Origin of the sequence: Thermonema sp. (assembly GCF_026003375.1) — a bacterium.
GTDB lineage: Bacteria > Bacteroidota > Bacteroidia > Cytophagales > Thermonemataceae > Thermonema > Thermonema rossianum.
Map to the genome: position 1 here is coordinate 109,109 of NZ_BPHD01000003.1, position 23,786 is coordinate 132,894.

28 protein-coding genes and 1 tRNA gene are annotated in these 23,786 nt (G+C 44.8%); 14 read left to right on the top strand and 15 right to left on the bottom strand.

Features of this window, described 5'->3' with window-relative positions:
• Positions 1-18: 18 nt before the first annotated feature.
• Both udk and QVE43_RS10020 read left to right on the top strand, forming a co-directional pair.
• Positions 19-645, top strand: coding sequence for a uridine kinase (udk, locus tag QVE43_RS10015; RefSeq protein ID WP_288006755.1), 627 nt, complete (start codon positions 19-21; stop codon positions 643-645).
• On the top strand, positions 638-1,339 hold the full coding sequence (locus QVE43_RS10020) for a TrkA family potassium uptake protein (protein ID WP_038030991.1): 702 nt from the start codon (positions 638-640) through the stop codon (positions 1,337-1,339). The genes udk and QVE43_RS10020 overlap by 8 nt, the downstream gene beginning before the upstream one ends.
• Before the next feature lie 12 nt (positions 1,340-1,351).
• Here QVE43_RS10020 and QVE43_RS10025 read toward each other — a convergent pair whose 3' ends face one another.
• Positions 1,352-2,014 carry a transglutaminase family protein gene (locus QVE43_RS10025; protein ID WP_038030989.1) on the bottom strand — a complete coding sequence of 221 codons (663 nt, stop codon included), beginning with the start codon at positions 2,012-2,014 and terminating at the stop codon, positions 1,352-1,354.
• A 149-nt stretch (positions 2,015-2,163) separates the two neighbouring features.
• Here QVE43_RS10025 and trxA point away from each other — a divergent pair, with 149 nt between their 5' ends.
• From trxA to QVE43_RS10040, 3 genes are all read left to right on the top strand, one after another.
• Positions 2,164-2,472: a thioredoxin gene (gene trxA / locus QVE43_RS10030; protein ID WP_288006760.1), complete on the top strand. Its 309-nt coding sequence runs from the start codon at positions 2,164-2,166 to the stop codon at positions 2,470-2,472.
• Positions 2,473-2,517: 45 nt separating this feature from the next.
• The gene (locus QVE43_RS10035) at positions 2,518-3,129 is read left to right on the top strand and encodes a hypothetical protein (RefSeq protein WP_288006763.1); all 612 of its coding nucleotides are present in this window, start codon (positions 2,518-2,520) and stop codon (positions 3,127-3,129) included.
• Positions 3,130-3,230: 101 nt separating this feature from the next.
• The gene (locus tag QVE43_RS10040; RefSeq protein WP_051633227.1) at positions 3,231-4,769 is read left to right on the top strand and encodes a peptidase; all 1,539 of its coding nucleotides are present in this window, start codon (positions 3,231-3,233) and stop codon (positions 4,767-4,769) included.
• Positions 4,770-4,989: 220 nt separating this feature from the next.
• Here QVE43_RS10040 and QVE43_RS10045 read toward each other — a convergent pair whose 3' ends face one another.
• From QVE43_RS10045 to QVE43_RS10055, 3 genes are read right to left on the bottom strand one after another with little or no spacing between them, the layout of a single operon-like run.
• Positions 4,990-5,775: an E3 ubiquitin ligase family protein gene (locus QVE43_RS10045; RefSeq protein ID WP_288006767.1), complete on the bottom strand. Its 786-nt coding sequence runs from the start codon at positions 5,773-5,775 to the stop codon at positions 4,990-4,992.
• Positions 5,772-6,209 carry a YbjN domain-containing protein gene (locus QVE43_RS10050; RefSeq protein WP_288006770.1) on the bottom strand — a complete coding sequence of 146 codons (438 nt, stop codon included), beginning with the start codon at positions 6,207-6,209 and terminating at the stop codon, positions 5,772-5,774. Before QVE43_RS10050 ends, QVE43_RS10045 begins: the two co-directional genes overlap by 4 nt.
• A 51-nt stretch (positions 6,210-6,260) precedes the next feature.
• The gene (locus QVE43_RS10055) at positions 6,261-6,953 is read right to left on the bottom strand and encodes a PspA/IM30 family protein (protein ID WP_288006773.1); all 693 of its coding nucleotides are present in this window, start codon (positions 6,951-6,953) and stop codon (positions 6,261-6,263) included.
• 261 nt (positions 6,954-7,214) lie between these two features.
• Here QVE43_RS10055 and QVE43_RS10060 point away from each other — a divergent pair, with 261 nt between their 5' ends.
• The 4 genes from QVE43_RS10060 (at position 7,215) to QVE43_RS10075 (ending at position 10,214) form a co-directional block, all read left to right on the top strand.
• Positions 7,215-7,481, top strand: coding sequence for a type B 50S ribosomal protein L31 (locus QVE43_RS10060; protein ID WP_288006776.1), 267 nt, complete (start codon positions 7,215-7,217; stop codon positions 7,479-7,481).
• Between the two features lie 105 nt (positions 7,482-7,586).
• Entirely contained in the window at positions 7,587-8,783 is a 1,197-nt protein-coding gene (locus QVE43_RS10065) for a GlmU family protein (protein WP_288006779.1), read from the top strand.
• A gap of 43 nt (positions 8,784-8,826) precedes the next feature.
• A complete protein-coding gene (gene ubiE / locus QVE43_RS10070; protein WP_288006782.1) occupies positions 8,827-9,558 on the top strand; it encodes a bifunctional demethylmenaquinone methyltransferase/2-methoxy-6-polyprenyl-1,4-benzoquinol methylase UbiE in 732 nt (243 codons plus the stop codon).
• A complete protein-coding gene (locus tag QVE43_RS10075) occupies positions 9,501-10,214 on the top strand; it encodes a porin family protein (RefSeq protein WP_288006785.1) in 714 nt (237 codons plus the stop codon). The genes ubiE and QVE43_RS10075 overlap by 58 nt, the downstream gene beginning before the upstream one ends.
• A gap of 467 nt (positions 10,215-10,681) precedes the next feature.
• Here the strand turns inward: QVE43_RS10075 and QVE43_RS10080 are convergent, their stop codons facing one another.
• On the bottom strand, positions 10,682-11,824 hold the full coding sequence (locus tag QVE43_RS10080; protein WP_288006788.1) for an OmpA family protein: 1,143 nt from the start codon (positions 11,822-11,824) through the stop codon (positions 10,682-10,684).
• Between the two features lie 134 nt (positions 11,825-11,958).
• On the opposite strand from QVE43_RS10080, the gene QVE43_RS10085 reads away from it, so the two are divergent.
• Positions 11,959-12,456, top strand: a complete 498-nt coding sequence (locus QVE43_RS10085) for a hypothetical protein (RefSeq protein WP_288006791.1) — start codon at positions 11,959-11,961, stop codon at positions 12,454-12,456.
• Here QVE43_RS10085 and QVE43_RS10090 read toward each other — a convergent pair.
• Entirely contained in the window at positions 12,453-13,280 is an 828-nt protein-coding gene (locus QVE43_RS10090) for an inositol monophosphatase family protein (protein WP_288006794.1), read from the bottom strand. The genes QVE43_RS10085 and QVE43_RS10090 overlap by 4 nt on opposite strands.
• Before the next feature lie 32 nt (positions 13,281-13,312).
• Positions 13,313-13,984, bottom strand: a complete 672-nt coding sequence (gene deoC / locus QVE43_RS10095) for a deoxyribose-phosphate aldolase (RefSeq protein WP_288006797.1) — start codon at positions 13,982-13,984, stop codon at positions 13,313-13,315.
• 116 nt (positions 13,985-14,100) lie between these two features.
• On the opposite strand from deoC, the gene QVE43_RS10100 reads away from it, so the two are divergent.
• Positions 14,101-14,598 (top strand): Lrp/AsnC family transcriptional regulator, encoded by a 498-nt coding sequence (locus tag QVE43_RS10100; RefSeq protein WP_038030967.1) that lies wholly within the window; start codon positions 14,101-14,103, stop codon positions 14,596-14,598.
• A gap of 139 nt (positions 14,599-14,737) precedes the next feature.
• Here the strand turns inward: QVE43_RS10100 and QVE43_RS10105 are convergent, their stop codons facing one another.
• Positions 14,738-15,496, bottom strand: a complete 759-nt coding sequence (locus tag QVE43_RS10105) for a ScpA family protein (RefSeq protein ID WP_288006801.1) — start codon at positions 15,494-15,496, stop codon at positions 14,738-14,740.
• Between the two features lie 201 nt (positions 15,497-15,697).
• Here QVE43_RS10105 and dxs point away from each other — a divergent pair, with 201 nt between their 5' ends.
• Positions 15,698-17,680: a 1-deoxy-D-xylulose-5-phosphate synthase gene (dxs, locus tag QVE43_RS10110; RefSeq protein WP_288006804.1), complete on the top strand. Its 1,983-nt coding sequence runs from the start codon at positions 15,698-15,700 to the stop codon at positions 17,678-17,680.
• A gap of 40 nt (positions 17,681-17,720) precedes the next feature.
• Positions 17,721-17,793: transfer RNA gene (locus QVE43_RS10115), tRNA-Gln, on the top strand.
• Positions 17,794-17,841: 48 nt separating this feature from the next.
• On the opposite strand, the gene QVE43_RS10120 is transcribed toward QVE43_RS10115, so the two are convergent.
• A complete protein-coding gene (locus tag QVE43_RS10120; protein ID WP_288006807.1) occupies positions 17,842-18,432 on the bottom strand; it encodes a hypothetical protein in 591 nt (196 codons plus the stop codon).
• Between the two features lie 12 nt (positions 18,433-18,444).
• Complete coding sequence (locus QVE43_RS10125) at positions 18,445-20,124, bottom strand: hypothetical protein (protein ID WP_288006810.1); 1,680 nt, start codon at positions 20,122-20,124, stop codon at positions 18,445-18,447.
• A gap of 147 nt (positions 20,125-20,271) precedes the next feature.
• Between QVE43_RS10125 and QVE43_RS10130 the strand changes: the two genes are divergently transcribed.
• Positions 20,272-21,291 (top strand): DDE-type integrase/transposase/recombinase, encoded by a 1,020-nt coding sequence (locus QVE43_RS10130; protein ID WP_288004004.1) that lies wholly within the window; start codon positions 20,272-20,274, stop codon positions 21,289-21,291.
• Here the strand turns inward: QVE43_RS10130 and QVE43_RS10135 are convergent.
• The 5 genes from QVE43_RS10135 to QVE43_RS10150 form a co-directional block, all read right to left on the bottom strand.
• On the bottom strand, positions 21,270-21,578 hold the full coding sequence (locus QVE43_RS10135) for a helix-turn-helix domain-containing protein (protein WP_288006813.1): 309 nt from the start codon (positions 21,576-21,578) through the stop codon (positions 21,270-21,272). The genes QVE43_RS10130 and QVE43_RS10135 overlap by 22 nt on opposite strands.
• A gap of 140 nt (positions 21,579-21,718) precedes the next feature.
• Positions 21,719-22,150, bottom strand: a complete 432-nt coding sequence (locus tag QVE43_RS10140; protein ID WP_288006816.1) for a hypothetical protein — start codon at positions 22,148-22,150, stop codon at positions 21,719-21,721.
• Positions 22,063-22,326 carry a glycosyltransferase family 25 protein gene (locus QVE43_RS12605; RefSeq protein WP_374758350.1) on the bottom strand — a complete coding sequence of 88 codons (264 nt, stop codon included), beginning with the start codon at positions 22,324-22,326 and terminating at the stop codon, positions 22,063-22,065. The genes QVE43_RS10140 and QVE43_RS12605 overlap by 88 nt, the downstream gene beginning before the upstream one ends.
• Before the next feature lie 9 nt (positions 22,327-22,335).
• The gene (locus tag QVE43_RS10145) at positions 22,336-22,761 is read right to left on the bottom strand and encodes an FkbM family methyltransferase (protein WP_308445320.1); all 426 of its coding nucleotides are present in this window, start codon (positions 22,759-22,761) and stop codon (positions 22,336-22,338) included.
• A 165-nt stretch (positions 22,762-22,926) separates the two neighbouring features.
• Positions 22,927-23,661, bottom strand: coding sequence for a DDE-type integrase/transposase/recombinase (locus QVE43_RS10150; RefSeq protein WP_308445321.1), 735 nt, complete (start codon positions 23,659-23,661; stop codon positions 22,927-22,929).
• Between the last annotated feature and the right edge of the window lie 125 nt (positions 23,662-23,786).

The following is a 23,786-nucleotide window of genomic DNA, read 5'->3' on the forward strand; positions in this document are numbered from 1 at the left end:
ACCAATTCTTTCATACAAATGAAAAAGCCTTATATCGTTGGAATTACAGGCGGTAGCGCATCCGGTAAGACTTATTTCCTTCGCAGTCTTTTAAATCATTTCACCGAAGACGAAATTTGTTTGGTATCACAAGACAACTACTACCGCCCGCTGGAAGAGCAGCCACGCGACGAGAACAACGTTGCCAACTTTGATACCCCCCAATCGTTGGACCACGAAGCCTTCGCTCGCGATTTGCAGCGCCTGCTGCAGGGCGAAACGGTACGCCGTAAAGAATATACCTTCAATAACCCCAATCTTATCCCGAAAGAATTGGTTTTCAAACCAACCCCTATTATTGTGGTAGAAGGCATCTTTGTGTTTTACTACCCTGATGTGGCTTCCCTGCTCGATTTGAAAATATTTATTGAGGCCAAAGAGCATATCAAACTGAAACGACGCATCATACGCGACAAAATAGAGCGCGGCTACGATTTAGAGGACGTGCTTTATCGTTATGAACGCCACGTGGCACCCACTTATGAGCGTTATATTGCACCTTTCCGTGAAGATGCCGATATTATAGTGCCCAACAACAAGCATATAGACACAGCCCTGGAAATGGTACAGGCTTTTTTGAAGCAAAAGATTAAAGAAAATGCCTAAGAGAAAAATTGCCGTAATAGGTTTGGGGCAGTTCGGCATGGAGATTGCCCGCACCTTGGCAGCCCGTGGCGCAGAAGTCCTTGCCTTGGATAATGACATGGGGCACATCGAAGCCATCAAAGACGAAGTGGCCTATGCCGTGCAAATCGACGCCACCGATAAGCGTGCCTTGCAAGCGCAAAATATTTCTGAAATGGATGCCGTGGTGGTAGCCATAGGCGAAGACTTCGAGGCCCTTTTGCTGTGCACGGTCAACTTGCTTGAGCTACAGGTAAAAGAAATCATTGTACGCTCGGCCAGCGACCAGCAAGAGAAGATTTTACGGCAACTGGGAGTATCCAAAATACTGTCACCCGAGCGCGAGGTAGCCAAAACCGTGTCGGAGGGGCTGCTCAACCCCGATGTACTGGTGCGCCTGCCTTTACCCGACGGCTATGAAATTGCAGAGGTGCCCCCGCCCCCCAAGATTGTCAACCGTAAGTTGGCGGATATTGGCTTGCGCGAAAAATACGATTTGAACCTTATTACCATCAAACGTTATTATGAAGAAACCGTGGAGGGTGAAGAACAACCCCGCCGGGTAGAGCATATCATTGGCGTGCCTACGCCCACCACCATGATTTATGAAGGCGATATTTTGATTTTAATGGGCAGAAAACCCGATATAGACAAGTTTCTGCTGCTCAACCGTTAAAGCAAGCAAAAACTATTCTGCCGTGTGTGGCTTGTCTGTAAGCACCATCACTTCTTTGTTGCCCAGCCTGCGGAACAAATGAGCATAATGGCGCCGCCATTCGGCAATCATCAACTCATAGGGCAGGTCATCAAAGCTGCCATAGTCGTGCAGATATTCCATGAACTTGCCTGCATCCGGGTCGTATTCCTGAAAGACAGCATCATGCACCCCGTCGAATTCCAGGACACTCACCCCCAGTTTTTCGCAAAGAGAGCGGTTGAAAGCCGGTGTGGCAGCTACCCATTGCCCTTGCAAATACAGCTCTGTGTAGCCATGAAAAACAAGCACACGTGTCCCCAGTATTTTTTCTATGCGCTCGGTGCCAATGTGGTTGGTTACATTTGCGAAGTGCAGGCGCGAGGGAATGCCCGCTGCCCGGGCACAAGCAGCTAAAAGCACAGCTTTCTCTACACAATAGCCGCTGTCTTTGCTAAGCAAATGACTGGCTTTGAGCTCTTCTTTTTTTAGACTGACTACACCGGGATCATAGCGCCAGCCGTCACGAATGGCATAAAATAACTTGATGGCGCAGCGTCGAAGGTCCTGTTCACCGTCACACACTTCACGTGTGTAGGCAATTACAGCGGGGTGGTCGCTGTCTATAAAGTAGGTAGGTAATAAAAGCGATTGCATGGCTTGTTTTTTTACTAAGTGAAGGTAACACAATTCAACGGCTTAGCCGCATCCGGGAAGTATGACAAAGATAGGCAATCAGCCTTGTTTTTTGAACATTTTTTATATGAACTTTTGTTTATATGAAAAAACAAAAAGGAGGAATTATCATGAAAGGAAAATTTGAAGAGTTGATTAACCAAGACATACCGGTACTGATAGACTTTTCGGCGGAGTGGTGTGGACCCTGCCAGGCCATGAAGCCCATATTGAAAGAAGTGGCGGAAAAAGTAGGCGGTCAGGCTAAAATTATCAAAATAGACGTGGACAAGAACCCCCATTTGGCTGCGAAATATCAAATTCGTGGCGTGCCTACTTTTATGTTGTTCAAAAACGGGGAGCTGTTGTGGCGTCATTCGGGCATGCTTTCGGCAGCACAACTTTTGCAATTACTGCAACAACACGCGCCTGCTTCATAAACCTTTGGTGTTTTTTTTCGTTCTTTTGAAGAAAAACACCAAATCATGAAACTACTTTACACATCATTGAAGCGTTTAGTCGTAGCCGTTTTTCTGCTTGCAGGATTGTATGCCTGCCAGCTCAATAGTGAGGCGCCCGCCCCGGCAGTGCCCAAGCTCAAGCCGGTAGCCCGCAATATCATGCTGGGCGACCAAGGGTCAGCCGTAGGCAGCTTTTATAGCTCATCTGCCGATGAAGCCTTGCCCGCTGTGGAGATTGCGGCTTTGACACCTACCGAAAAGAACCGGATAGACATTACCTTCGCCAGCATTTACACCGAGCGTGAACCCGCTTTTGTTTCACCGGATGCCCGCGAGCAAACAAGCGGCTACGATGGCAGTGCCCTGAACAACCCGATGGGCGCATATGCTACGCGTACCGTTTTTAAAGAAGTGCCCGGCGGACCGGCTGACCTGAGTAAAGTATCGGCAGCAGAGGTAGCAGCCATCAATGGCAACGATGCGGTGAAAGTCATTGTGCTGCGCACCAATACCACTTACGCCTTTGTGAATGCGCAAGGCAAAAAAGGATTTATCCGGGTGCGTCAAATTGGTGATTTGGACGGGCAGGGCAATGCCGGCAGAGAGGTGGTTTTTGACGTGGTAGTGCAGGAATAAAGCGAAGCCCACAGAAAAACTTTATATTAACGCATCAAAATATGCGCCCCCTGTGGGGCGTTTTATTTACACATCAAAAACGTAGTTAAAAAAATAGCCGTATGAAAAACACAAAAATTATTTTAACTCTTTGGTTGACTGTAAGTCTGAGCGTGGCGGCATGGGCTCAACAACTGCATTATGTGGTCAATCTGAACGATCGCTCCGGCGACACTTTTAAAGTAACCCTGCAAGTAAATGGTAAATTAGGCAAGCAGCCGGTTATTTATCAATTTGCTTCTACCGCGCCCGGCACCTATCAAGTGATGGACATGGGCCGCTTTGTGCGCAAATTCGAAGCCTTCGATAAAAAAGGACGCCCGGTAGAAGTGAAGCAAATATCCATAAACCAGTGGGAAATAAAGAAACCTGCCAAGGTGCGAACCATCCGCTATGAAATAGCGGAAACATGGGATACGCCGGTGAAAGAACATCCTATTTATTTGATGTGCGGTTCTTCTATTGAAGATGATCATGTGCTTATCAACGGGCAAACGGTCTTTGGGTATTTTCATGGTTGGCAACAAGAGCCTTTTACCATTCAGCTGATTTACCCCGAGGATTGGAAAGTAGGCACCGCTTTGAACCGCAACGAGCAGGGATACTGGCTTGCCAAAAATTATGACCATGCAGTGGACTCACCTATTTTGCTGGGCAACCTTACCTATGCCAAAGATGAGGTAGGGGGCGCCCAAATCGACGTGTACACCTATTCGGCCACCGGTAAAATCAACTCTACCACCTTGCTTACTGCTATGAAAGATATGCTGACGGCAGCCAGCAATTTCCTGAACGGCTTGCCCGTAGAGCGCTATACTTTCCTTTTCCACTTTTCGGACAAAAGCGCCGGCGCATGGGAGCATTCCTATAGCTCGGAATACATCTTAAAAGAGGGCGAGTGGAGCGACCAAATGAAAAACTCTGTGGTAAGCATTGCCGCACATGAATTTTTCCATATTGTAACCCCGCTGAATATCCATAGTGAAATCATTGAGCATTTTAACTTCGTGAAGCCCACCCCCTCGCAACACTTATGGTTGTACGAGGGCACTACCGAGTGGGCTGCCCACATGATGCAGTTGCGCGGTGGATTGATTACACTCGATGAGTTCTTGCAACGATGGGGCAGAAAAGTGTATGTAGATAGCCGCTATTTTGACCCTAATTATAGCCTGGTGCAGCTCAGCTTGAATTCCTACACAGAAGAAGGACAGAAGCAGTACAGCAACATTTACTATCGTGGGGCTTTGGTAGCTTCCTTGCTCGATATCCGCTTGCTGGAGCTATCAAATGGCGAGCGCGGTTTGAGAGAGGTGATTCTTGAGTTGATTGATAAATACGGCGCATCGAAGCCTTTCCCCGAAGATAAGTTTTTTGACATCTTTGTGGAAATGACTTACCCGGAGATTGCCGATTTCTTCGAACGCTATGTGAAGAATGCCGAACCGCTGCCTTTGAAAGAATATTTCAATAAAATAGGTATCGACTACAAAACAGGCGACAGTGCTTCACCGGTGCCTACCTTCGTTCCGATGGAACAGCCCACTGAGGCGCAGCTTCGTTTGCGTGAAGCATGGTTGAAAAACCGTGAAATTCGCTAAGAGGTAGAGTACTATAAGAGGAAAAAGAGAGTCCTTTGCGGGCTCTCTTTTGCTTTTTTTTTCAATAACAAAACAGGTGGAAGGAAGGCAAGTCGCCCGGCAACAGGCAAAGCCTTTTTTATGCATCACCTTGTCATGCGGCAAGCCGTCTTACTTTTGTTTTATTCGAAATGATATGCTTTGCATGAAAGCAAAAAGGCCCGTAAGGCAGCTTCTTATGTTAGCTTACTATGCCGTAGATAATAAGCCCTATACCGATGATGCCTAAGACAAAAGCACCTGCCAACGACATTTTTGCACTGCCTTCCGACTCCTTCACCAATTGCTCTTCCGTTTTGGTAGAAATGATGAAGCTTTCGTTTTCCTCCTTCGGTTTTCCTATGCGCAGGTAGCCGTCGCGGTCATGCGCTTCACCAAGCACATACAAAGGAGCACCTACCGGAATAATCCATTCCCGGTAGCGAAAACCCAAAGTCTTGTTGTTGCCACTGCCACCTATGTTTTGAGCGATATAGCTGAAAAACTCACCTTCCCCTTCGCGCTCAAAACGATCGACGCTCTGAATCGAATGCAATTCTGCCCCCTCAGGGTTTACTTCTATTTCACCGCTGCCATCTTCTATCAGAAAGGGGAGTTTGGTTTCTTGCCGGCTTACCACTTCCGAGCGGCGTTCGGTTGCCCAGTAGGTCTTACCTTCCTGGTCTTGTTTTTGCACCTTGGTCTCATATTCGCGCGTAACCGTGGTGGCGCAGTAAACCACGGCTTTCTTGCTGAACTCACTTTGCAAAGGTGATTTGGCTTTTGCTTTGCCCTTGACTTCCACAATTTGCGAGTAATTGCCGGCACCCAACGACTGACTAATGTCCTTGTAGGTAGCTATGATATCGGCAATGCTGCTTGTTTGGTGATACTTAATATTGAGCACACGCCGCAGCTGCCGGCGGCGGTTGTATTCCAGAAAGCCACCGACAGCAAGCAGTATCACCCCAATGATGATATATATCATACGTTAAACTCTTTGAGCAGCTCGTCGTAGCTGTCTGCTACGGTAGCCACGGTTTGAACAGCGGCGGTAAACTCATTGAGGTCCAAGTTGGCACCTGCCAGTGAGTAGCTGAATATGACTGAGTTGTCGAAGGTCAGGCCGAAAGCACCAAAATGAGTGGTGGCATTCAGGCGAAGGAGTTCTTCCATCACCGAAGGCGTGAGCTCTATTTCTTCGGCTACATATGAAAATACTTCTACCAGGACGTCTTCGGTGTGCCAGGGCAACACCCGCACATTGACACTGACCGTGCCAAAGGTGAAAGAGTAGGTGCCGTCGAGTGTAATCACCTCATCTTCGTGAAACAACTTTTGTATGAAAGACTGTATCTTTTGGTGTGTTTTTTCTATGAGAGCTTCGTTGACTCCTTCTTTTAAAACTTTAAATTTCGGCATGGCTTTGTTGTTTAAGTGTTTTAGGGTTTGAAAAAATAGAAGTGAAGTAGCTTAGGGGGTCGGGTTGTTGTCATTGCCGGCGTTGAGCTCTGCCTTTAGTTTAGCCAGTTCGTCATCTACTTGGCTGCCGGCATTCAACTGTTTGAATTCATCTTCAAGTGAATTCATGTTATCGCTGGCAAGCTCGGAATAGGCTTGCGCTTCGGCTTCCTGCTCAAGTATTTTTTCTTCGAACTTATCGAACTTGGCAAAGATGCTGGAGGTATCTACGCCGCCAATTTGTTTGACAATTTCTTTTTGTGCTTTAGCCGTTTCGCTGCGGGCAAGAAGCATGGACTCTTTGGCGCGTGCTTCATCCAGCTTGGCTTTCAGTTTGTCAACGGTTTCTTTGAGCTGGGCGGTCTGTTGGGCGGCTGCTTCGTACATTTGCTTATATTGAGCTACGTTTTGGTCGCAGAGCGCCTTTTTTTGCAGCGCTTGGCGCGCCAAGTCTTCGCGTCCTTGTTGCAAGGCAGCCGCTGCTTTTTGCTTCCATTGCTCGGACAGGTTCAAATACTTTTCATATTCGTTTTTCAATTTGCGCTCTTGTGCCATGGCTTTAGCCAAGCTGGCGGTGGCTTTGGTCAGCGATTCCTGCATCTCGATGACCATCAGCTTAATCATTTTGGCCGGGTCCTCTGCCTTGTCCAAGGCATCATTTACATTGGCTTTGAAAATGTCGGCGATACGTTTGAAAATACCCATAGTTGTGTTTTTTGTTTTTTTCTAACTTAAAAAGAAGTTCTTTTTTTTCAAAAGAATGAACGGCAAAAAGTGTTCCTTTTTTTACTTAGTATCTGCCCGGGGGCTATAGTTAGCACTTGAAGCGGTCATTTCTAAAAAAATGCTTGATACCACGAAAAAGCTTTTTGAAAATCAGTGTGCTGTAGTTTGTACGAATAAATAAATGTTCTTAAATTTGCAGTCCTTTGATTTGGATAGCAGGGAACTTAAATATTTAAACTCATGAAAAAAGATATTCATCCGAACTATCAACCGGTTGTATTCTGGGACATTACCAGCGACTATAAGTTTCTGAGCAAGTCAACCATGACTTCGAACGAAACTATAGAGTGGGAAGACGGCAACACTTATCCTGTTATTAAGTTGGACGTAAGTGCCAAGTCGCATCCTTTCTTTACCGGTAAGAAGCTGGTGTTAGACACCACCGGCCGTGTGGAGAAATTCAACCGCCGCGTAGCCAAGAGCAAAGAAATGCGCAACCAGAAATAAGAAGGGCATGTGAGCAGGATACACCGTGCGCGGTGTGCATACCCCGGGGCATGCACACCGTTTTTTTATTAGATTTGTGCGAACGCTCTCAAAACATGCTGAATTGTGCATATTGTTTTATTTGATACCCCGGAAGCGCATCGCGCCCTTTTGCCCTTAACCTTTACCCGTGCCACGGCTGATTTGCGGGTTGGGGCACTCACCATTGCCGAAAAATGGCAGCGCCTCTTGCGCGTGCAAAAGGTTTACCGCCGTACGCCGGCTTATATGCAGCCGCTTTACGAAGTACCCGGAACGGCAGAAGAAACGCTGTATATTGCGGGAAACCTGTTGCCGGATGCCGCTTTAATACAAGCCATCGAAGCATTGGCACCCGGCGAGGGGCTGGTGCAGAACAATAAGCTGCTGGCCATGCGGGCAACTACTTTTTTACACGACCAGCCTCTCGAGCCAAGCCACGCTACGGAATGGACCGGCACTTGTATGTTTTTGCAAATGCCTGCCGACGTGTTCCGCTTCAATGGCGAACAAATCCGCTTTGATTTCGATTTGCTGGCTCGCACGGCAAAGCCCATAGCCGTGACCGACCCCCATACCGTCATTTACGGCAAAGACAATGTGCTGGTGGAAGAGGGGGCACGCTTGCGTGCCTGTGTGATCAATGCCGAAGACGGACCGGTGTATATCGGCAGGGGGGCACAAGTACAAGAAATGAGTGTCATTCACGGCGCTTTTGCCCTTTGCGAAGGGGCGGTAGTAAACATAGGCGGCAAGATGCGCGGCGATACTACCATTGGACCTTATTGCAAGGTGGGCGGGGAAGTAAGTAACAGTGTTTTCTGGGGATACAGCAATAAAGCGCACGATGGCTTTGTAGGCAATAGTGTCATTGGGGCTTGGTGTAATTTAGGTGCCGATACCAACACATCCAACTTGAAAAACAACTACAGTACGGTACGTGTGTGGAGCTATCTTCTCAACGACTACATAGACACCGGCTTGCAGTTTTGTGGATTGACCATGGGCGATCACGCAAAAGCCGGCATCAACACGATGTTTAACACCGGCACGGTGGTGGGGGTTGCTGCCAATATTTTTGGTGGTGATTTTCCGCCCAAACACATTCCATCTTTCAGCTGGGGTGGGGCGCACTATGGCTGGCAGTTGTACCGCCTCGAAGAACTTTTTCGCACAGCCGGGCGTATGATGCAAAGACGTGGCAAGCAGCTGAGTGAAGCAGAGAAGCAAGTATTAACCTATTTGTATGAACAAAGCCGGCAGACCAAACCAAAAGAAGTGTAGCTTGGTTGTTGGAGCGTGAATTATCATTTCGAAAGAAGCAATTATGACTGTATTACCTTACAAAGAAGAGCCGTCAGACAAAAAATCGCAGGTAGCGCGCATGTTCAATAACATAGCGGCTACTTATGATTTGCTGAATCATGTGCTAAGCCTGGGCATTGATGTGCTTTGGCGTAAAAAAGCTACCAAGATGCTGGCGCGCCGCCGGCCGCAATACTTGTTGGATGTGGCCACCGGCACGGCTGATTTTGCCATTCAGCTAAGTAAAATACCTTCCATACAGAAAGTGATAGGGGTCGATATTTCCGAAAAAATGTTGGAATATGGCAGAGAGAAGGTGCATCAAAAAGGATTAAGTGAAAAAGTAATTTTGGAATATGGCGATTCCGAAAACTTGAAGTACGAAGACAATACCTTCGATGCGGTTACCGTGGCTTTCGGCGTGCGCAACTTTGCCCACCTGGAACAAGGTTTAAAAGAGATTTTCCGGGTATTGAAACCGGGCGGAGTACTGTTGGTGCTGGAATTTTCCAAGCCCAAGCGTTTTCCAATAAAACAACTCTACCGTTTTTACTTTACGCGTTGGGTACCATGGGTGGGAAGATTAATTTCTAAAGACCGGGCGGCTTATAGCTACCTGCCCGAGTCGGTAGATGCTTTCCCCGATGGTATGCAATTTGTGGATATATTGAACCAAACAGGATTTAAAGAAACAAAATGGTATCCTTTAACATTCGGAATCAGCTCTATTTACTGGGGTGTCAAGCCGCTTTGATTGTTTTGTTGGCTTATGCACCGGCACATGCGCAGCATTTGCGGGGCAACGACATCAACCTGCGCAACTATGATGAACAGAAGCTGCACTATGGCTTTGTTTTGGGACTGAATTTTTCACGCTTTCATTTCCAGACTCAAGACCGCTATGCCGCTTCCGATACAGTGGTGCAAGCCAAAATATCGCCCGGTTTTTCATTGGGTTTGTTGGGCGTGCTTCATTTAAACCCTTGGTGGGAGATGCGCTTGGCGCCTATGGCAAGTTTTAACGAGCGCACCTTGGAATACACCAGCCTGAGCGACGGCAACACCGTGGATAAGCTGGTGGAAGCCACCTACATAGATGTGCCTTTGCTGTTTCGTTTCAAGTCTTCGCGCCGGGGCAATGCCCGTATGTTTATGCTGATTGGTGCCGGTGCTTCTTTTGCTTTGGCAAAGAAAGTAGAGGAGCAAGACTTGGTGCGGGTCAAGCCGTTCGATGTGGCAATAGAGTTTGGTTTTGGTATGGAAAAATTCTTTCCCATGTTCAAATTTGCCCCCGAGCTGCGTTTCTCGCAGGGCATCATGAATGTGCTTGAGCAGGATGGCAATGCCTATTCGGGACAGTTGAAAGCCCTTTATAACCAAAGAGTGTCACTTTATTTCTTCTTTGAGTAGGGGCACCTTTTGATGTTTGGTATAACTGAGGCTTTATCTTTGCTTACGCTTCGTTTGTAATGAAAGCCTTATGCTTTTAGGTATAAGCAAAAGAGGTAGAGCGTAATAGTTGCCTCTTTTGTTTTTTTAGTTTGTTATTTCTCGCCCCTTTTACCGTTCCGGACTTTTACCCTTTTTTCTTTCGAATATCCTCTCTTTTGTCATTTCGTTCTCCCTCCTTTGTCATTTCGAGCGATAGCGAGAAATCGTTTTGGTTTTTTGTTGTTTGGCTTGATGAGATCTCTCACTCGCTTCGCTTGTTCGAGATGACAAGCTACGCTTACGTACCGTTCGAATGATAGACTACGTGAGGTGAGAAGTGGCAAGTTTTTCTTGTGTTTCGTTTGGAATAACAACTTACGCTTTACTTTATATGCAATGATGCACATTGCCGGTGTTGTCACACCAAAGCAAAAGGAAGAATTCTTTCAGGGTTCAATGATAAACTCCACACGCCGGTTTTCTTCGTGTGCTTCGGGGGTGTCTGCGGTATTGAGCGGTTCGCTTGCTCCTTTTCCTTTGAACCGGATGCGCTCAGGACTGATGCCTTTGTTCATGAGGTACATAGCTACCCGCCGGGCTCTTTCTTCCGAAAGAAGTTGATTGTACTCGGCAGTACCTTTCTCGTCGGTATGCCCTATGATAAGTATTTTGATTTGAGGATGTAGCAGCAGCAGGCGATATAGTTTTTTAAGGGTAACTTCCGACTGAGGTAGTAAATCAGCCCGGTTATATTCAAATTTCACCCCCTCAAGTACCACCGGTTTGCCTACTTGAATGTCGCCAAAATCGTGACTGACAATATAGCTGCTGGGAGCTTCGCGGGTAAGTAGTACTTCGCGGGAGGCGCTTACTTCATCGAGAAACTCCACTGATACATTGTCTATAAAATAGTAAGCACGCGTGTAGCTGAAGCGTTTTTTATATTTTGAAGGAGTGGGTATTGCCAATACTTTACGATGTTCATACCGTTCAAACTCACCAATGGTTAAATAACGCTCGCCCCCACGTGCTATAATGGTGTCTTCTATCTTTACCCAATCAGTGGAAGTGATGAGCTCCGGGTGTTTTACTTGGGCGGGGTAATCTTTTAAAGCAGATACTTCAACCGGGTGAGGGGTCAATAAGGCGCTTATATTGCCCGCTGCATAGGCGGAGTATTCTGAGCGCGCCACATAAAAGCGGACAATGTAGCGAGCATTGGGGCGAAGAGTCTCGGACAACTCCGTTTGTATGGCTTCCCGGTAGTAAAGGTCGGCTTGATTTTTGCCTTCACCGGTACGTATGATTAATCCCGCGTAGCCTTTGCCATGTTGCGGTGGGAGGCCGCCGCATGTATTTTTTTCAGCAGAAAAGTCGTTTTTTCCACAGTAGTGGAAATAGTCGGGAGTGCAATCATTCGGGCTTGCTTTCCAGTAGCGCAAAATACCCAAACGCAGTGTGCCGTAGTCATGCGGGCAGTCTAAATGTTGCTCAAAAGAGCCGTCAGGCACCAGATTCTGTGCAATGGCAGCCGTCTGAAAGGCAAACAGGAAAGTGATAGTGATGTATACAATACAATGAAAGCGCATAAGATGTGGGACTCTTGAAAAGCTCAATGTAAAAGATAATAAAAGAAAAGGAAATAACTCTTTTTAAAGGACATGAGGGGATGGTATTAAATTTGAGCGTTTGATGTAATATGGCGGCTAAAAAAATCAACCTTATGAGGTGCGTTATCCTTCAATTGAAAAAAACAGTTGGTTGTTTGGCGCTTATGCTTTTGGCATGGAGCGTGCAAGCCCAAGATTATGATTTCTTTTATAAGTCGGCTTGGTTGGAGGCTCACTTCCAAGGCGACAGCTTGTATATAACCAAGTATGTTTATGAGCATGGGGCAGAGCCCACAGCTACCCCTGCCGGCGTGAGATTGCAACGAAGCACAAAATGGCTCACAGAGGAGGACAAACAGAGCCTACAGGATTGCTTGCTTACGTCCGGATTCTTGGAGTTGTCGGAAGATGCTTATGGAGTAGAGGCATCTCAGCGTTTTTACCCTTATACCATACAGGTACAATGGGAAGAAAGAGGAAAAGATAAGGGCGGCGTTCGTTTCCGTACCAAAAAGGTGGTTTATCGGAGTAGCCCTTTGGCGGAGCCGCCCCCGGCTGCTTTTTCTACTCTACAAGAGTGCTTGTTGAAGATAGTGAATGCCCGGGACTAAGCCTTATTTTGACTTGCCAGCGCTTCTTCCCAAACAGGTTGTATTTGCTCAAGCATTTCATTAAGCAAAGAGGGGTGGGCTGCTGCAATGATGGAGCGTCCGAAGATATAATTGTTGCCGCCCGTAAACTCGCAGAGGCATCCGCCCGCTTCTTTTACAATCAAAGAGCCGGCGGCCACGTCCCATGCTTGCAGGTTGTACTCAAAAAAGCCTTCGAAGCGCCCGGCGGCTACATAGGCCAAATCGACGGCCGCAGCCCCCAAACGGCGCACCCCATGTGTATTCTTCATGAAGCGCTCGAGGATACGCAAATAATAGGCGGTAAGACCAAAGTCGTAATAAGGAAACCCGGTGGCTATCAAAGAAGCACTCAGCGGGGTATGCGTATGACAGCGCAAAGGGGTATCGTTGAGGTAGGCGCCACCACCTTCGTATGCACAAAAGCACTCTTTTCTGTTGATTTCATAGACTACGCCAAGCTTTAGTTCGCCATCTACCATCAATGCCACACTGATGGCATACACGGGCACGGCATGCACAAAGTTGGTGGTGCCGTCGAGTGGGTCCACTATCCAGTAAGCACCTTGTGCCACTTGGGTTTGCGCATTGCTTTCCTCGCTTAGAAAGCGGGCTTGTGGCAACAGGCGGCTTAGCCCATGCAACAGGCGCCTTTCGGCTTCCTTGTCCACATAAGACACCAGGTCGTTGCGTCCTTTGTATTCGACTTGCTCACGGTTGAAGAGCATCGCTTGGTCGGCAATCCATTCGCCCGTTTCCCGGCATAAACCGGCTACTTGATGCACCAATGCTGCGTAGTTAATCATAAGTCAGCGTAAAGTTTAAGTTGTTTATTCGATTATGTGTTGGTTTGTTTAAGACTTTCTTCTACGATGGCAACCCCCGAAGAGGTGCCAATGCGCTCAGCCCCGGCTTCAATAAAAGCCTTGGCTTGTGTAAAGGTGCGTATCCCCCCCGATGCTTTGATGCCTACATGGGCAGGCAACCAGCTTCGCATTTTGCGCACGCACTCTATTTCTGCCCCTTTGAGAGCAAAGCCTGTAGAGGTTTTGGCGTAATCTACCCCATAGGCGCCGCACATTTCGCACAGCCTTTGAAGCTCGTCATCGTTTAGATAGGCTGTTTCTAAAATCAATTTGAAAATTTTTTCTGCCTGATGAATACTTTCGGCAAGGCGCACAAGCTCTATTTTCACCCAATCCCAAGCCCCACTTTTAACGGCAGAAAGATTGAGCACCACGTCCAGCTCGTCGGCACCGTCGCGAAGTGCATACTTTACTTCATCGAGTTTGGTTTCGGTGCGTTGATAACCCAACGGAAACCCTATGACCGTAACCACCTGAATGGCTGTATCGCGTAGGTCCCGCTTTACCTTCTTCACCCAATAAGGAGGCACACACACCCCCAGAAAGGCATATTGCCTTGCTTCTGCCACCAGGCGGTCGTAATCGCCATACCCTGCAGTTGGGGATAGCAAGGTGTGTTCGAGGTATTGTTGTATTTTTTCCATGCTTCGTGCAACTTAAGTTTTTAAAAATCAAGAAAAAAACTTATGTTTTCAAAAATATATTATGATAAATTGTATTTTTGCCAAAATAAATTTGTGTGTAAAAAATATAATCACCTATGGGACAACGCAGAAGATTGAAACTCGATGAAATAGACCGTAAGATACTACAAATCTTACAAGAAGACGGGCGAATCACCAATGCGCAGTTATCAAAAGACATTGGATTGTCACCGGCGCCTACTTTGGAACGCGTGAAAAAGTTGGAACAAGCCGGTATCATTCAAAGCTACCATGCGGTGGTGGACAAAGAAAAAGTGGGCTTGGGCGTGATGACCTTCGTGCAGGTGTCGCTTATCAGCCATAAGAAAAGTGTGATAGAAAGCTTTGTCGATAAAATCAATAAAATAGACAACATTATTGAGTGCTACTATATGACGGGAGCCGCTGACTTCCTGTTGAAAATCGTAGCCGAAGACATTGCTTCCTATCAAAAATTGATGCTCGAACAAGTGAGCGAAATCGAAGAAATTGAGCACATGCAATCAATGGTGGTGCTGTCGGTATTTAAGCAGAAGCGTGCCCTGCCCATTCCTGACGATATTATTGAGGAGTAAAAAAAGCTGTAGTTGTTGTTTGACAAAAAAGGTTGCCTTCCTGGAATGTGAAAGGCAGCCTTTTTCAATATTGGCTCTTCAAAGGCAGGACCTATTGGGCATTTCGAAACACGGACGGATGGATATACACCGGAGCATGTTATACGGCAGCTTCTTCGGCTTTGGCCGGCATGGCTTCCAACCAAAAATTATTGGCACCTTCGCCAATAATCAGTCGCACTTCCCCATAGTGTGCCATCTCTAAAATGGCTAAAAAGTTGAAAATGACGGCTACCCGGCGCGGGTTGGTTTCAATGATTTCGGAAAATGCCACCCGGCGTTTTTGAGCAACCAGCCGTTGAATCATCTGTTTTTGCCCTTCGATGGTGAACGGATACTGCTCGATGGTATGGGAAAGGCGCTTGTTTTCCAGCCGGTAGCGTTCCATTACCTGTTCATATACTTTCAGCAGCTTGTACAGGTCAATACCTTGGAGCTCGGCTTCTACATTGTTGACGGCTGCCAGCTTTTGCAGCTCTTTGTGCAGGTTGCCGCGGGCTTCTTTTTTCAGGCGCTCATCTTCGAGCTTGGCAAACTCATCAATGACCGACTTGTATTTTTTGTATTCAAGCAGATGCTTGATAAGCTCTTCGCGCGGGTCTATTTCGTTGCCTGCTTCATCCAGCTCGGGGCGGGGCAGTAGCATTCTTGATTTAATACGCATGAGGGTAGCCGCCACTACCATGAACTCGCCGGCTACTTCTATGTTCAGTTTCTCGAGCTGATGGATATAATCAAGAAAGTCGTGGGTAATCTTGGCTATAGGAATGTCATAAATGTCCAGCTCATCTCTTTCTATAAAGAAGAGCAGCAGGTCAAACGGACCTTCAAACAAAGGCAATTTTACTTCGAAGCTCACAACTTTCTTGACTTATTAGAGGTTGAAGTTGAGCTTTTTTTAGTCTCTTGAAAAAGAGATACTTTCCTACGCTCTTCAAAATTAGCAAAATACGTTGGTAAATTTAGAAAAATGTGTATGTTTGTTAGACCCATAGGTAACTATTTGCTGAAAAAGTAGTTGTATTATCCTGAAAGTATTGATGATTTAAAATATCGAAACATGAGTGCACCCAATATACTCAAGCCCGGTCCGCTATTGGAAAAAGTGAATTACCCCGAAGATTTGCGTCAATTGCCTATCGAGCAGCTGCAACAGCTTTGCTTCGAGTTGCGCGACTATATCATAGATGTGGTGTCGGTATATGGCGGGCATTTTGGGGCAAGCTTGGGCGTGGTAGAGCTTACCGTAGCTTTGCACTATGTGTTCAATACACCGGACGATAAATTGGTATGGGACGTAGGGCACCAAGCCTATGGGCATAAAATCATCACCGGGCGGCGCGATTTATTCCACACCAACCGCCGATATGGTGGTATCTCGGGCTTTCCGAAAATCAAAGAAAGCCCCTATGACCATTTTGGTGTGGGGCACTCTTCCACTTCCATATCGGCAGCGCTGGGCATGGCCATTGCTTCCAAGCTCAAGGGCGAAGAGCATCGTCATCATGTAGCCGTCATCGGCGATGGGGCACTCACCGGCGGCCTGGCTTTCGAAGGCATGAACAACGCCGGTGCTTCGGATGCCAACTTGTTGATAGTGTTGAATGACAACTGCATGTCCATTGATCCCAATGTGGGGGCATTGAAAGAATATTTGACCGATATCACCACTTCTACCACCTACAACAAGCTGAAAGATGAAATATGGAAGATGTTGGGCGTGCTCAATAAGTTGGGCATTCATGCACAAGAACTGGCATCGAAAATAGAGCATACGTTTAAGAGCTTCTTGTTGAAACACAGTAACTTCTTTGAGTCGCTGAACTTGCGCTATTTCGGACCGGTAGATGGGCACGACGTGGAGCACTTGGTGCATGTGTTGGAAGACCTGAAAAAAATACCGGGTCCGAAACTGCTGCACTGCGTGACCGTGAAAGGCAAAGGCTATGCCCCTGCCGAAAAAGAACAAACCATCTGGCATGCGCCCGGCACCTTCGATAAACTCACCGGTAAAATACACAAGAAGCCTGTGGAGAAGCCACAACCGCCCAAATATCAGGATGTGTTTGGGCATACGATTGTGGAACTGGCGCGCATGAATCCGAAAGTGGTGGGCATCACGCCGGCCATGCCTTCCGGCTCTTCGCTCAATATCATGATGCGCGAAATACCGGAACGTGCTTTTGATGTGGGCATTTGCGAACAACACGCCGTTACTTTTTCGGCAGGCTTGGCTACACAAGGCTTCATTCCGTTTTGCAATATTTACTCTACTTTCATGCAGCGGGCTTATGACCAGGTAATTCACGACGTGTGCATACAAGAGCTGCCCGTGATTTTCTGCCTGGATCGCGCCGGCATGGTGGGCGCCGACGGTGCCACACACCAAGGGACTTACGACCTTGCTTACTTCCGTTGTATTCCGAACTTGGTGGTGTCTGCGCCTATGAATGAGCAAGAACTGCGCAATTTGATGTACACGGCTATGCTGGATGCCGAAGAATATGGCAAGCGGGCATTCAGCATACGTTATCCGCGGGGGCAAGGGGTGATGGTTGAATGGCGTACGCCTTTTGAACGCATTCCTATAGGCAAAGGGCGTGTCATACGTGAGGGTGAAGACTTGGCTATTCTCACCATAGGGCACGTGGGCAACTTGGCTGTGGAAGCATACAGCAGTTTGCTTGCCGAAGGCTACAACCCGGCGCATTATGATATGCGCTTTGTGAAGCCGCTGGATGAAGAACTGTTGCATGAGATATTCCAAAAGTTCGACAATATACTGACCATAGAAGATGGTTGCTTGATGGGGGGCTTTGGCAGTGCGGTGCTCGAGTTCATGGCAGACCATGGCTATCATGCACGTATACGCCGCTTGGGTGTGCCCGACAAAGTAGTGGAGCACGGAACGCAACAAGAACAGTACAAAGAATGCGGATATGATGTGGAATCTATACGCTTGGAAATCAAGAAAATGTTGGGCGAACGGACGCCTGAGCATGTTTCGGGTGAAAAAAAATTGCAAGAAAAATTTGGTAGATAAAAAAAGCCTTTCTATATTTGCATCGTCATCGCAAGGGAATTGGCCGATGGTGTAATTGGCAACACGTCTCACTTTGGCTGAGAAGAGTCCAGGTTCGAGCCCTGGTCGGCCAACGCAAAAAAGCCCACTCGAAAGAGTGGGCTTTTTGTTTTTATCATCTTCTAAAAAAAGATGGCTATAAGCATGGCTACGGAAGACGCAACGACACTAATGACTAAGAACATCTTCAAGCGGGTAATCTGGTTTGATAGTTCTACTTCCTTTGCCATGAGGTACTTGATCTTTTCTTGGATGTTCTGGTTTGCTTGCGCGGTTTTGGAGTAAAAAGCTTGTGCGAAATTGTTGCTTTGGGTGAGTTGTTCGCTCAATAAGTCGATGTTTTGCTTCAGGTCTTCTATTTCTGCTCCCATGTTTTGCGAGAGCTGCTTTGCCACCTGTTCGTATTGGACAATCAATTGATGTTGTGCTGTAATGGCTTGGTCCAGCTCTTGACTGAGCTTTTCAAGTTGGGCTGTTTGTTCGCAGGCTATCGTTTGGTCATTCTCTCTGCTTGTTGTGTGTTCTATGCTTTGTAGTGTTTCAAGACGCTTTTCTAAGACATTCAGCCTTTCTTTTATCAAAGGAGTGTCTTCAATGAGCGTCTTGGCTTCCTCGTAGGCTTGCGATGCCTGCTCTATTTTTGCGATGCCCTTTTTGAGCTTTTCAACTACCTTGAGTAGCTCTGCTTCCAGCATTTGGATGTTTTCTTCCATTGCAATGTTGGTTTATTCAATATCAAGAAGTTTGTTGACCTCATTCAATAATGATAACACTTTCTTAAGCCTTTGACTTTTGCTTTGTGCAGGTGTTGGGGGGTTGTCTTCGCTTTTCCTCGATGAAGAAAGCTTTTCTGCCATCAGCAAATCGTCACTCACTGTTTTGAGCTTGTCATCTATCTTTTTGACTTCTGTTTTTTTGCTTTCCCAAGTTTCTTTATATTCTTTGGTCCATACCAGTCGATTGCTGATGAAAGTGATGCTTGGTTTGTGTTTGACAATTGGGTTAGAACTGGGGGCTCTTTTGATTTCTAAGTTTTCAATATCTTTGATAAAGTCCAGTTCTTCTGCTGTGGGCAGTGGGGGAATGTCTCTCTCCAAGAGCTCTTGAAAACGCTCTTGCCAACCTCCAAAGGCAGCAACGCTTCTTCTGTTTTTTAAGATTCTACCTACATATCCCAAGCTTCTTCTGAATATAGTCAGCTTTTTCTCGTACTCATAAGGTATTCCTTCTATAGCTCTGTCATTCACGAATATGATGTAGCTGTCACTGTCCAGATTAGCGCTTAGGGTACTGCGAATATTTTTTATGCTTTTGATAGCCTTGATGATGTTGAGAAGGGTTTGTGGGTAGTGCTCTTTGTCGGTTTTGAATATGTAGTCGGCTTTATTTTTAGTGTAGTCTAAGTTATGCCATACAATGGCGTAACCATCATAAGTAGGAATGCTGAAAAGCGCAGTTTCTTCTTTATCATCCTCATCATTTTTAACTATTGTTCTTTTTATCAGTACGGGCATGATGCCGGGGGCTTGCAATCCGGAAAGGTATTCGCTAATCTTCGCGCGCAGTGCCCAGTTTTCAGTGTAGGCACTATTGTTGGCGGCTGTGGCAGATTTGTATTGGTATGTTGAGAAAGCTGCTATTTGGAAATCGTCACTTGCAAGGTCGTAAAATAGTTCTACACTTTCTTGTGCGGCTACCCGGTAGGTAGGTGAGTTTGAGGTGTCGTCAAAAGCTGCGTATTCTTTGTGTTGATGAATGAGCTTCAACAAGCGGTCTAAGTTATCTATCGACTCTATTTTATCTTCGGATATGTGAACCCGCAAGGGTATTTGTTGTAACTCACTTACTTCCCGTAGGTGATTGTAAGCATCGGTGCTACCCAGGTGAGGAAAGCTCAGTTTGTTGTTTTGATAAATTACGCTCACTTGCTTGTATTCGAAATACAAATACCTGATATCAGCTTGATAGATGGAGGTAGTGCCTGTAGAAAGCGCTGCCGGTCTGCTTAGCTCCAAGGTGCTTTTTTTAATTTTTTCTATTGTTTGCTTGAGCTCATATTCTTCGCTGAGTTGCTTAAAGCGGGTTTGTTCTTTTGAAGTGAGTGATTTGTACGGCAGGCTGAAACCTGCACGGTTGAAATAGCCGATATCGACCCAGCCGTATAACCACAGGCGTACGTGCTGCACTGTGTATGCAGGAATGACATTGTATATGAATTCAGCTAATTCGCGCAACTGAACCCCGGTGTAGCCGCATTCTTTCTGCAAAAGGCTTAGAAAATCGATTGCATCCAATGGATAGTCGTAAATCTTGGGGCTTTGCCAAGGATATGTTTGCACGAAGGTATATACCGCTTCCTGCGTAATGGATGCTTTTATCGCTTCATAAGTATCCTTATCTGTCAAGTTTCACCAGGTTGTTGATGGGGGATACCTCAATTAAGAGATAGTTCTCCTGCACAAGAGAAAATATAATTAACTCTATACAGGAGAACTAATCCCCCATAACTTGCTTATATTTGCATTTTGATGAAACATAAAATTCATACAAATATGAAGCAAGTATATCATACTAATGCGACCACAAATATACGCATTCGTTCTCAAATACACCAAAGCCATCAGACAAACAGAGAACTGGCAGACATTTACAACATTTCAACAACAACAGTGAGTAAATGGCGTCATCGTACTTGTTTTCAAGACAAAAGTTCAAGACCCCATACCATTCATTATGCTCTTACTTCTTTGGAGCAAACGCTGATTAAATCTATTAGAACCTCTACCTGGTGGTCATTAGATGAAGTTTGTGATATTATGCAGTCCATCCGTCCAAGTATATCAAAAAGTTCTGTTTACAGAACCTTTGTTAGAGAAGGCATCAATAAAATTCCTGAAAAGGAAAAAGAAAAAGCCAAAAAGTTCAAAGCATACGAACCTGGTTATTTACATATAGATGTTACCTATCTGCCCCAATTGGATGGTAAAAAATGGTATTTGTTTGTGGCTATTGATAGGGCAACACGAGTATTATTTTATGATATTTATCCTGCCAAAACCGCTGATAATGCTGTAGATTTCATCAATAAATGCAAGGCATTTTTCCCCTTCAAAATCACACACATACTTACAGATAATGGATTAGAATTTACCAATGCCCTGTTAATGTCCAAAAAGGGAGAAGTTTGCACAAAACCTTCCAAAGTAGACGAACTCTGTAAAAAAGAAAACATTGAACATCGTCTTACAAAACCCAATACTCCGAAAACCAATGGGATGGTTGAAAGGGTCAATGGAATTATTAAATCCAATACTATTCTCAAAGAAACATATTCATCTAAACAAGAAATGACAATAAATTTGTTCAAATTTCTTGTCTTTTACTTGCTTTATAGAAAACACGGCAGTTTAAGGCGAGAGTTAGGAGTAAGGACACCATTTGGAGCAGTAGAAAAATGGTTTGAATTAAGACCTGAAATTTTTAGAGAAAATCCTTGTCAATTTAAGTATAAAATACTAACTTTGCAGCAGAACTTTAAGCCAAGTTTTCATCAACAACCTGGTGAAACTTGACAATTATCAATATTTGGTTCAGGAAGTTTGGCACCTATGGATTTTATCCAATATAACACAGTAGGACGACTTACATTAAATATTCTAGCAATCATACCATAACTTGCCTTAGCACTTCCATACAATAATACCGCTAATGCTTTTGCCTGAACACTTATTTTTCCACGGTTATCTCCTTGTGTAAAATTACATTTACAATCTTTGCAACGATAACGTTGTTTATTACGAACAATACCATTTTTGACATAATTCGCACTTCCGCATTTTTTACAAGTAATGTGTTCCATATTTTTTTGCGCAAATTTAATGAACTTATAACAAATCTATCTATATTTTAATATTCCCAAATATTTGTGGGTAATAATAAGTTGCGTATAGGGGTTGGCTGTCTGGGTTTCTACCCCACTAATCTGCATGCTTTATTAATTTATTTCTTGTCAATAGGAGATTTTTCATTTATGAGTTCAAAATGATTAAGCATTTTATTTTTAATGTTGTCAAATGCAAAGAGCGTTACTTCCTCATATAGACTTTGTGGAAGTTTTTCATGGTTTTCGTTGAGCAGATTGAGGAAACACTTGGCGAAGTCAACATCTTCTTGTCCGATTTCCCAAAGAGACTGCCACTTTTGCATTTGAAGTTTGACAACCTCGACAAAGGTGTTAGCAGAGATGCCTTTAACAATTGCTTGAGCGTACGACTCTGCAATATCTGTTGATTTGTTTCGTATTTTAACTTCTTGCTGCAAGCGTTCTTCGATGAGCCGGTAGGCTACTTCTGCGGGTAAGTCATCAATTGCGTTTTCTGATACGCTTTTAGATGTGATAAGGCGCAGCCGATTGCTCCGTTTGTTAGCCAATATCTAAATTTAGTGACGGTCTCAATATCGCAGATGTTTTCTAAATCTTGTTGTGTTAGAAGATTGCCATCAATTGCATCGATGATTTGATAATCAATATTTAAACTTTTACAATGGTCAATAATGTATTTTCGTCTTTCTCTTGATCTTTCTAGGCTAATCACATAGGTTTTCATATTTCGTTGTTATTTTTGAATATTTGAATAAAGATTAAGATTGGAGCAAACTTTTGTCTTAATATAGCCAAAATTCTGCATGAATGTATCAATCAATTCTTCGCTCTGGTTTATCTTTTGTAATACTGAATGGTGAATCTCAACCAATAAGTGATTTATGCGTTTTTTTTCCAAAAGTCGTTGAGCCCCTTTTAATGCTTCAAACTCAAAACCTTCTATATCAATTTTTACAAGTTTGATTTCTGCTGGAAAAATGTCTGCAATTGAATCAAGCGTAATAACCTTAGAGTACTGATATCCATACATTTTATTTCTTATTTCTACAAAAGCTACTTTAAAGCCATATGATTTAGAAAATGTAGTCGCACCTGAGTTTATGCTTGGGTATAGTTGAAGTCGGCTTTGCTTTTTATGATGCGCGTTTTGTATAAAAATACTCTTTTATCGAGCTGTGAACTTTGCAAGTATCCATAGGAGTCGTGATGCCATTCGGTAACTGTCCCTACTGTCCGCTGATAACGGTCAAAAGAAGCTTTGTCTAAGACTTCTATATCTGTGGCACAAGGCTTCCCCTTGTGAACACCAAATGTAGATACTGCCTCATGAAAAGCCACCAGGTTGTTGATGAAAACTTGGCTTAAAGTTCTGCTGCAAAGTTAGTATTTTATACTTAAATTGACAAGGATTTTCTCTAAAAATTTCAGGTCTTAATTCAAACCATTTTTCTACTGCTCCAAATGGTGTCCTTACTCCTAACTCTCGCCTTAAACTGCCGTGTTTTCTATAAAGCAAGTAAAAGACAAGAAATTTGAACAAATTTATTGTCATTTCTTGTTTAGATGAATATGTTTCTTTGAGAATAGTATTGGATTTAATAATTCCATTGACCCTTTCAACCATCCCATTGGTTTTCGGAGTATTGGGTTTTGTAAGACGATGTTCAATGTTTTCTTTTTTACAGAGTTCGTCTACTTTGGAAGGTTTTGTGCAAACTTCTCCCTTTTTGGACATTAACAGGGCATTGGTAAATTCTAATCCATTATCTGTAAGTATGTGTGTGATTTTGAAGGGGAAAAATGCCTTGCATTTATTGATGAAATCTACAGCATTATCAGCGGTTTTGGCAGGATAAATATCATAAAATAATACTCGTGTTGCCCTATCAATAGCCACAAACAAATACCATTTTTTACCATCCAATTGGGGCAGATAGGTAACATCTATATGTAAATAACCAGGTTCGTATGCTTTGAACTTTTTGGCTTTTTCTTTTTCCTTTTCAGGAATTTTATTGATGCCTTCTCTAACAAAGGTCTGTAAACAGAACTTTTTGATATACTTGGACGGATGGACTGCATAATATCACAAACTTCATCTAATGACCACCAGGTAGAGGTTCTAATAGATTTAATCAGCGTTTGCTCCAAAGAAGTAAGAGCGATAATGAATGGTATGGGGTC

What these genes read in the sequence shown, in the direction of transcription:
- udk (WP_288006755.1), top strand. Translation starts at nt 19, where the DNA reads ATGAAAAAGCCTTATATCGTTGGAATTACAGGCGGTAGCGCATCCGGT.
- QVE43_RS10020 (WP_038030991.1), top strand. Translation starts at nt 638, where the DNA reads ATGCCTAAGAGAAAAATTGCCGTAATAGGTTTGGGGCAGTTCGGCATG.
- QVE43_RS10025 (WP_038030989.1), bottom strand. Translation starts at nt 2,014, where the DNA reads ATGCAATCGCTTTTATTACCTACCTACTTTATAGACAGCGACCACCCC.
- trxA (WP_288006760.1), top strand. Translation starts at nt 2,164, where the DNA reads ATGAAAGGAAAATTTGAAGAGTTGATTAACCAAGACATACCGGTACTG.
- QVE43_RS10035 (WP_288006763.1), top strand. Translation starts at nt 2,518, where the DNA reads ATGAAACTACTTTACACATCATTGAAGCGTTTAGTCGTAGCCGTTTTT.
- QVE43_RS10040 (WP_051633227.1), top strand. Translation starts at nt 3,231, where the DNA reads ATGAAAAACACAAAAATTATTTTAACTCTTTGGTTGACTGTAAGTCTG.
- QVE43_RS10045 (WP_288006767.1), bottom strand. Translation starts at nt 5,775, where the DNA reads ATGATATATATCATCATTGGGGTGATACTGCTTGCTGTCGGTGGCTTT.
- QVE43_RS10050 (WP_288006770.1), bottom strand. Translation starts at nt 6,209, where the DNA reads ATGCCGAAATTTAAAGTTTTAAAAGAAGGAGTCAACGAAGCTCTCATA.
- QVE43_RS10055 (WP_288006773.1), bottom strand. Translation starts at nt 6,953, where the DNA reads ATGGGTATTTTCAAACGTATCGCCGACATTTTCAAAGCCAATGTAAAT.
- QVE43_RS10060 (WP_288006776.1), top strand. Translation starts at nt 7,215, where the DNA reads ATGAAAAAAGATATTCATCCGAACTATCAACCGGTTGTATTCTGGGAC.
- ubiE (WP_288006782.1), top strand. Translation starts at nt 8,827, where the DNA reads ATGACTGTATTACCTTACAAAGAAGAGCCGTCAGACAAAAAATCGCAG.
- QVE43_RS10075 (WP_288006785.1), top strand. Translation starts at nt 9,501, where the DNA reads ATGGTATCCTTTAACATTCGGAATCAGCTCTATTTACTGGGGTGTCAA.
- QVE43_RS10080 (WP_288006788.1), bottom strand. Translation starts at nt 11,824, where the DNA reads ATGCGCTTTCATTGTATTGTATACATCACTATCACTTTCCTGTTTGCC.
- QVE43_RS10085 (WP_288006791.1), top strand. Translation starts at nt 11,959, where the DNA reads ATGAGGTGCGTTATCCTTCAATTGAAAAAAACAGTTGGTTGTTTGGCG.
- QVE43_RS10090 (WP_288006794.1), bottom strand. Translation starts at nt 13,280, where the DNA reads ATGATTAACTACGCAGCATTGGTGCATCAAGTAGCCGGTTTATGCCGG.
- deoC (WP_288006797.1), bottom strand. Translation starts at nt 13,984, where the DNA reads ATGGAAAAAATACAACAATACCTCGAACACACCTTGCTATCCCCAACT.
- QVE43_RS10100 (WP_038030967.1), top strand. Translation starts at nt 14,101, where the DNA reads ATGGGACAACGCAGAAGATTGAAACTCGATGAAATAGACCGTAAGATA.
- dxs (WP_288006804.1), top strand. Translation starts at nt 15,698, where the DNA reads ATGAGTGCACCCAATATACTCAAGCCCGGTCCGCTATTGGAAAAAGTG.
- QVE43_RS10120 (WP_288006807.1), bottom strand. Translation starts at nt 18,432, where the DNA reads ATGGAAGAAAACATCCAAATGCTGGAAGCAGAGCTACTCAAGGTAGTT.
- QVE43_RS10130 (WP_288004004.1), top strand. Translation starts at nt 20,272, where the DNA reads ATGAAGCAAGTATATCATACTAATGCGACCACAAATATACGCATTCGT.
- QVE43_RS10135 (WP_288006813.1), bottom strand. Translation starts at nt 21,578, where the DNA reads ATGGAACACATTACTTGTAAAAAATGCGGAAGTGCGAATTATGTCAAA.
- QVE43_RS12605 (WP_374758350.1), bottom strand. Translation starts at nt 22,326, where the DNA reads ATGAAAACCTATGTGATTAGCCTAGAAAGATCAAGAGAAAGACGAAAA.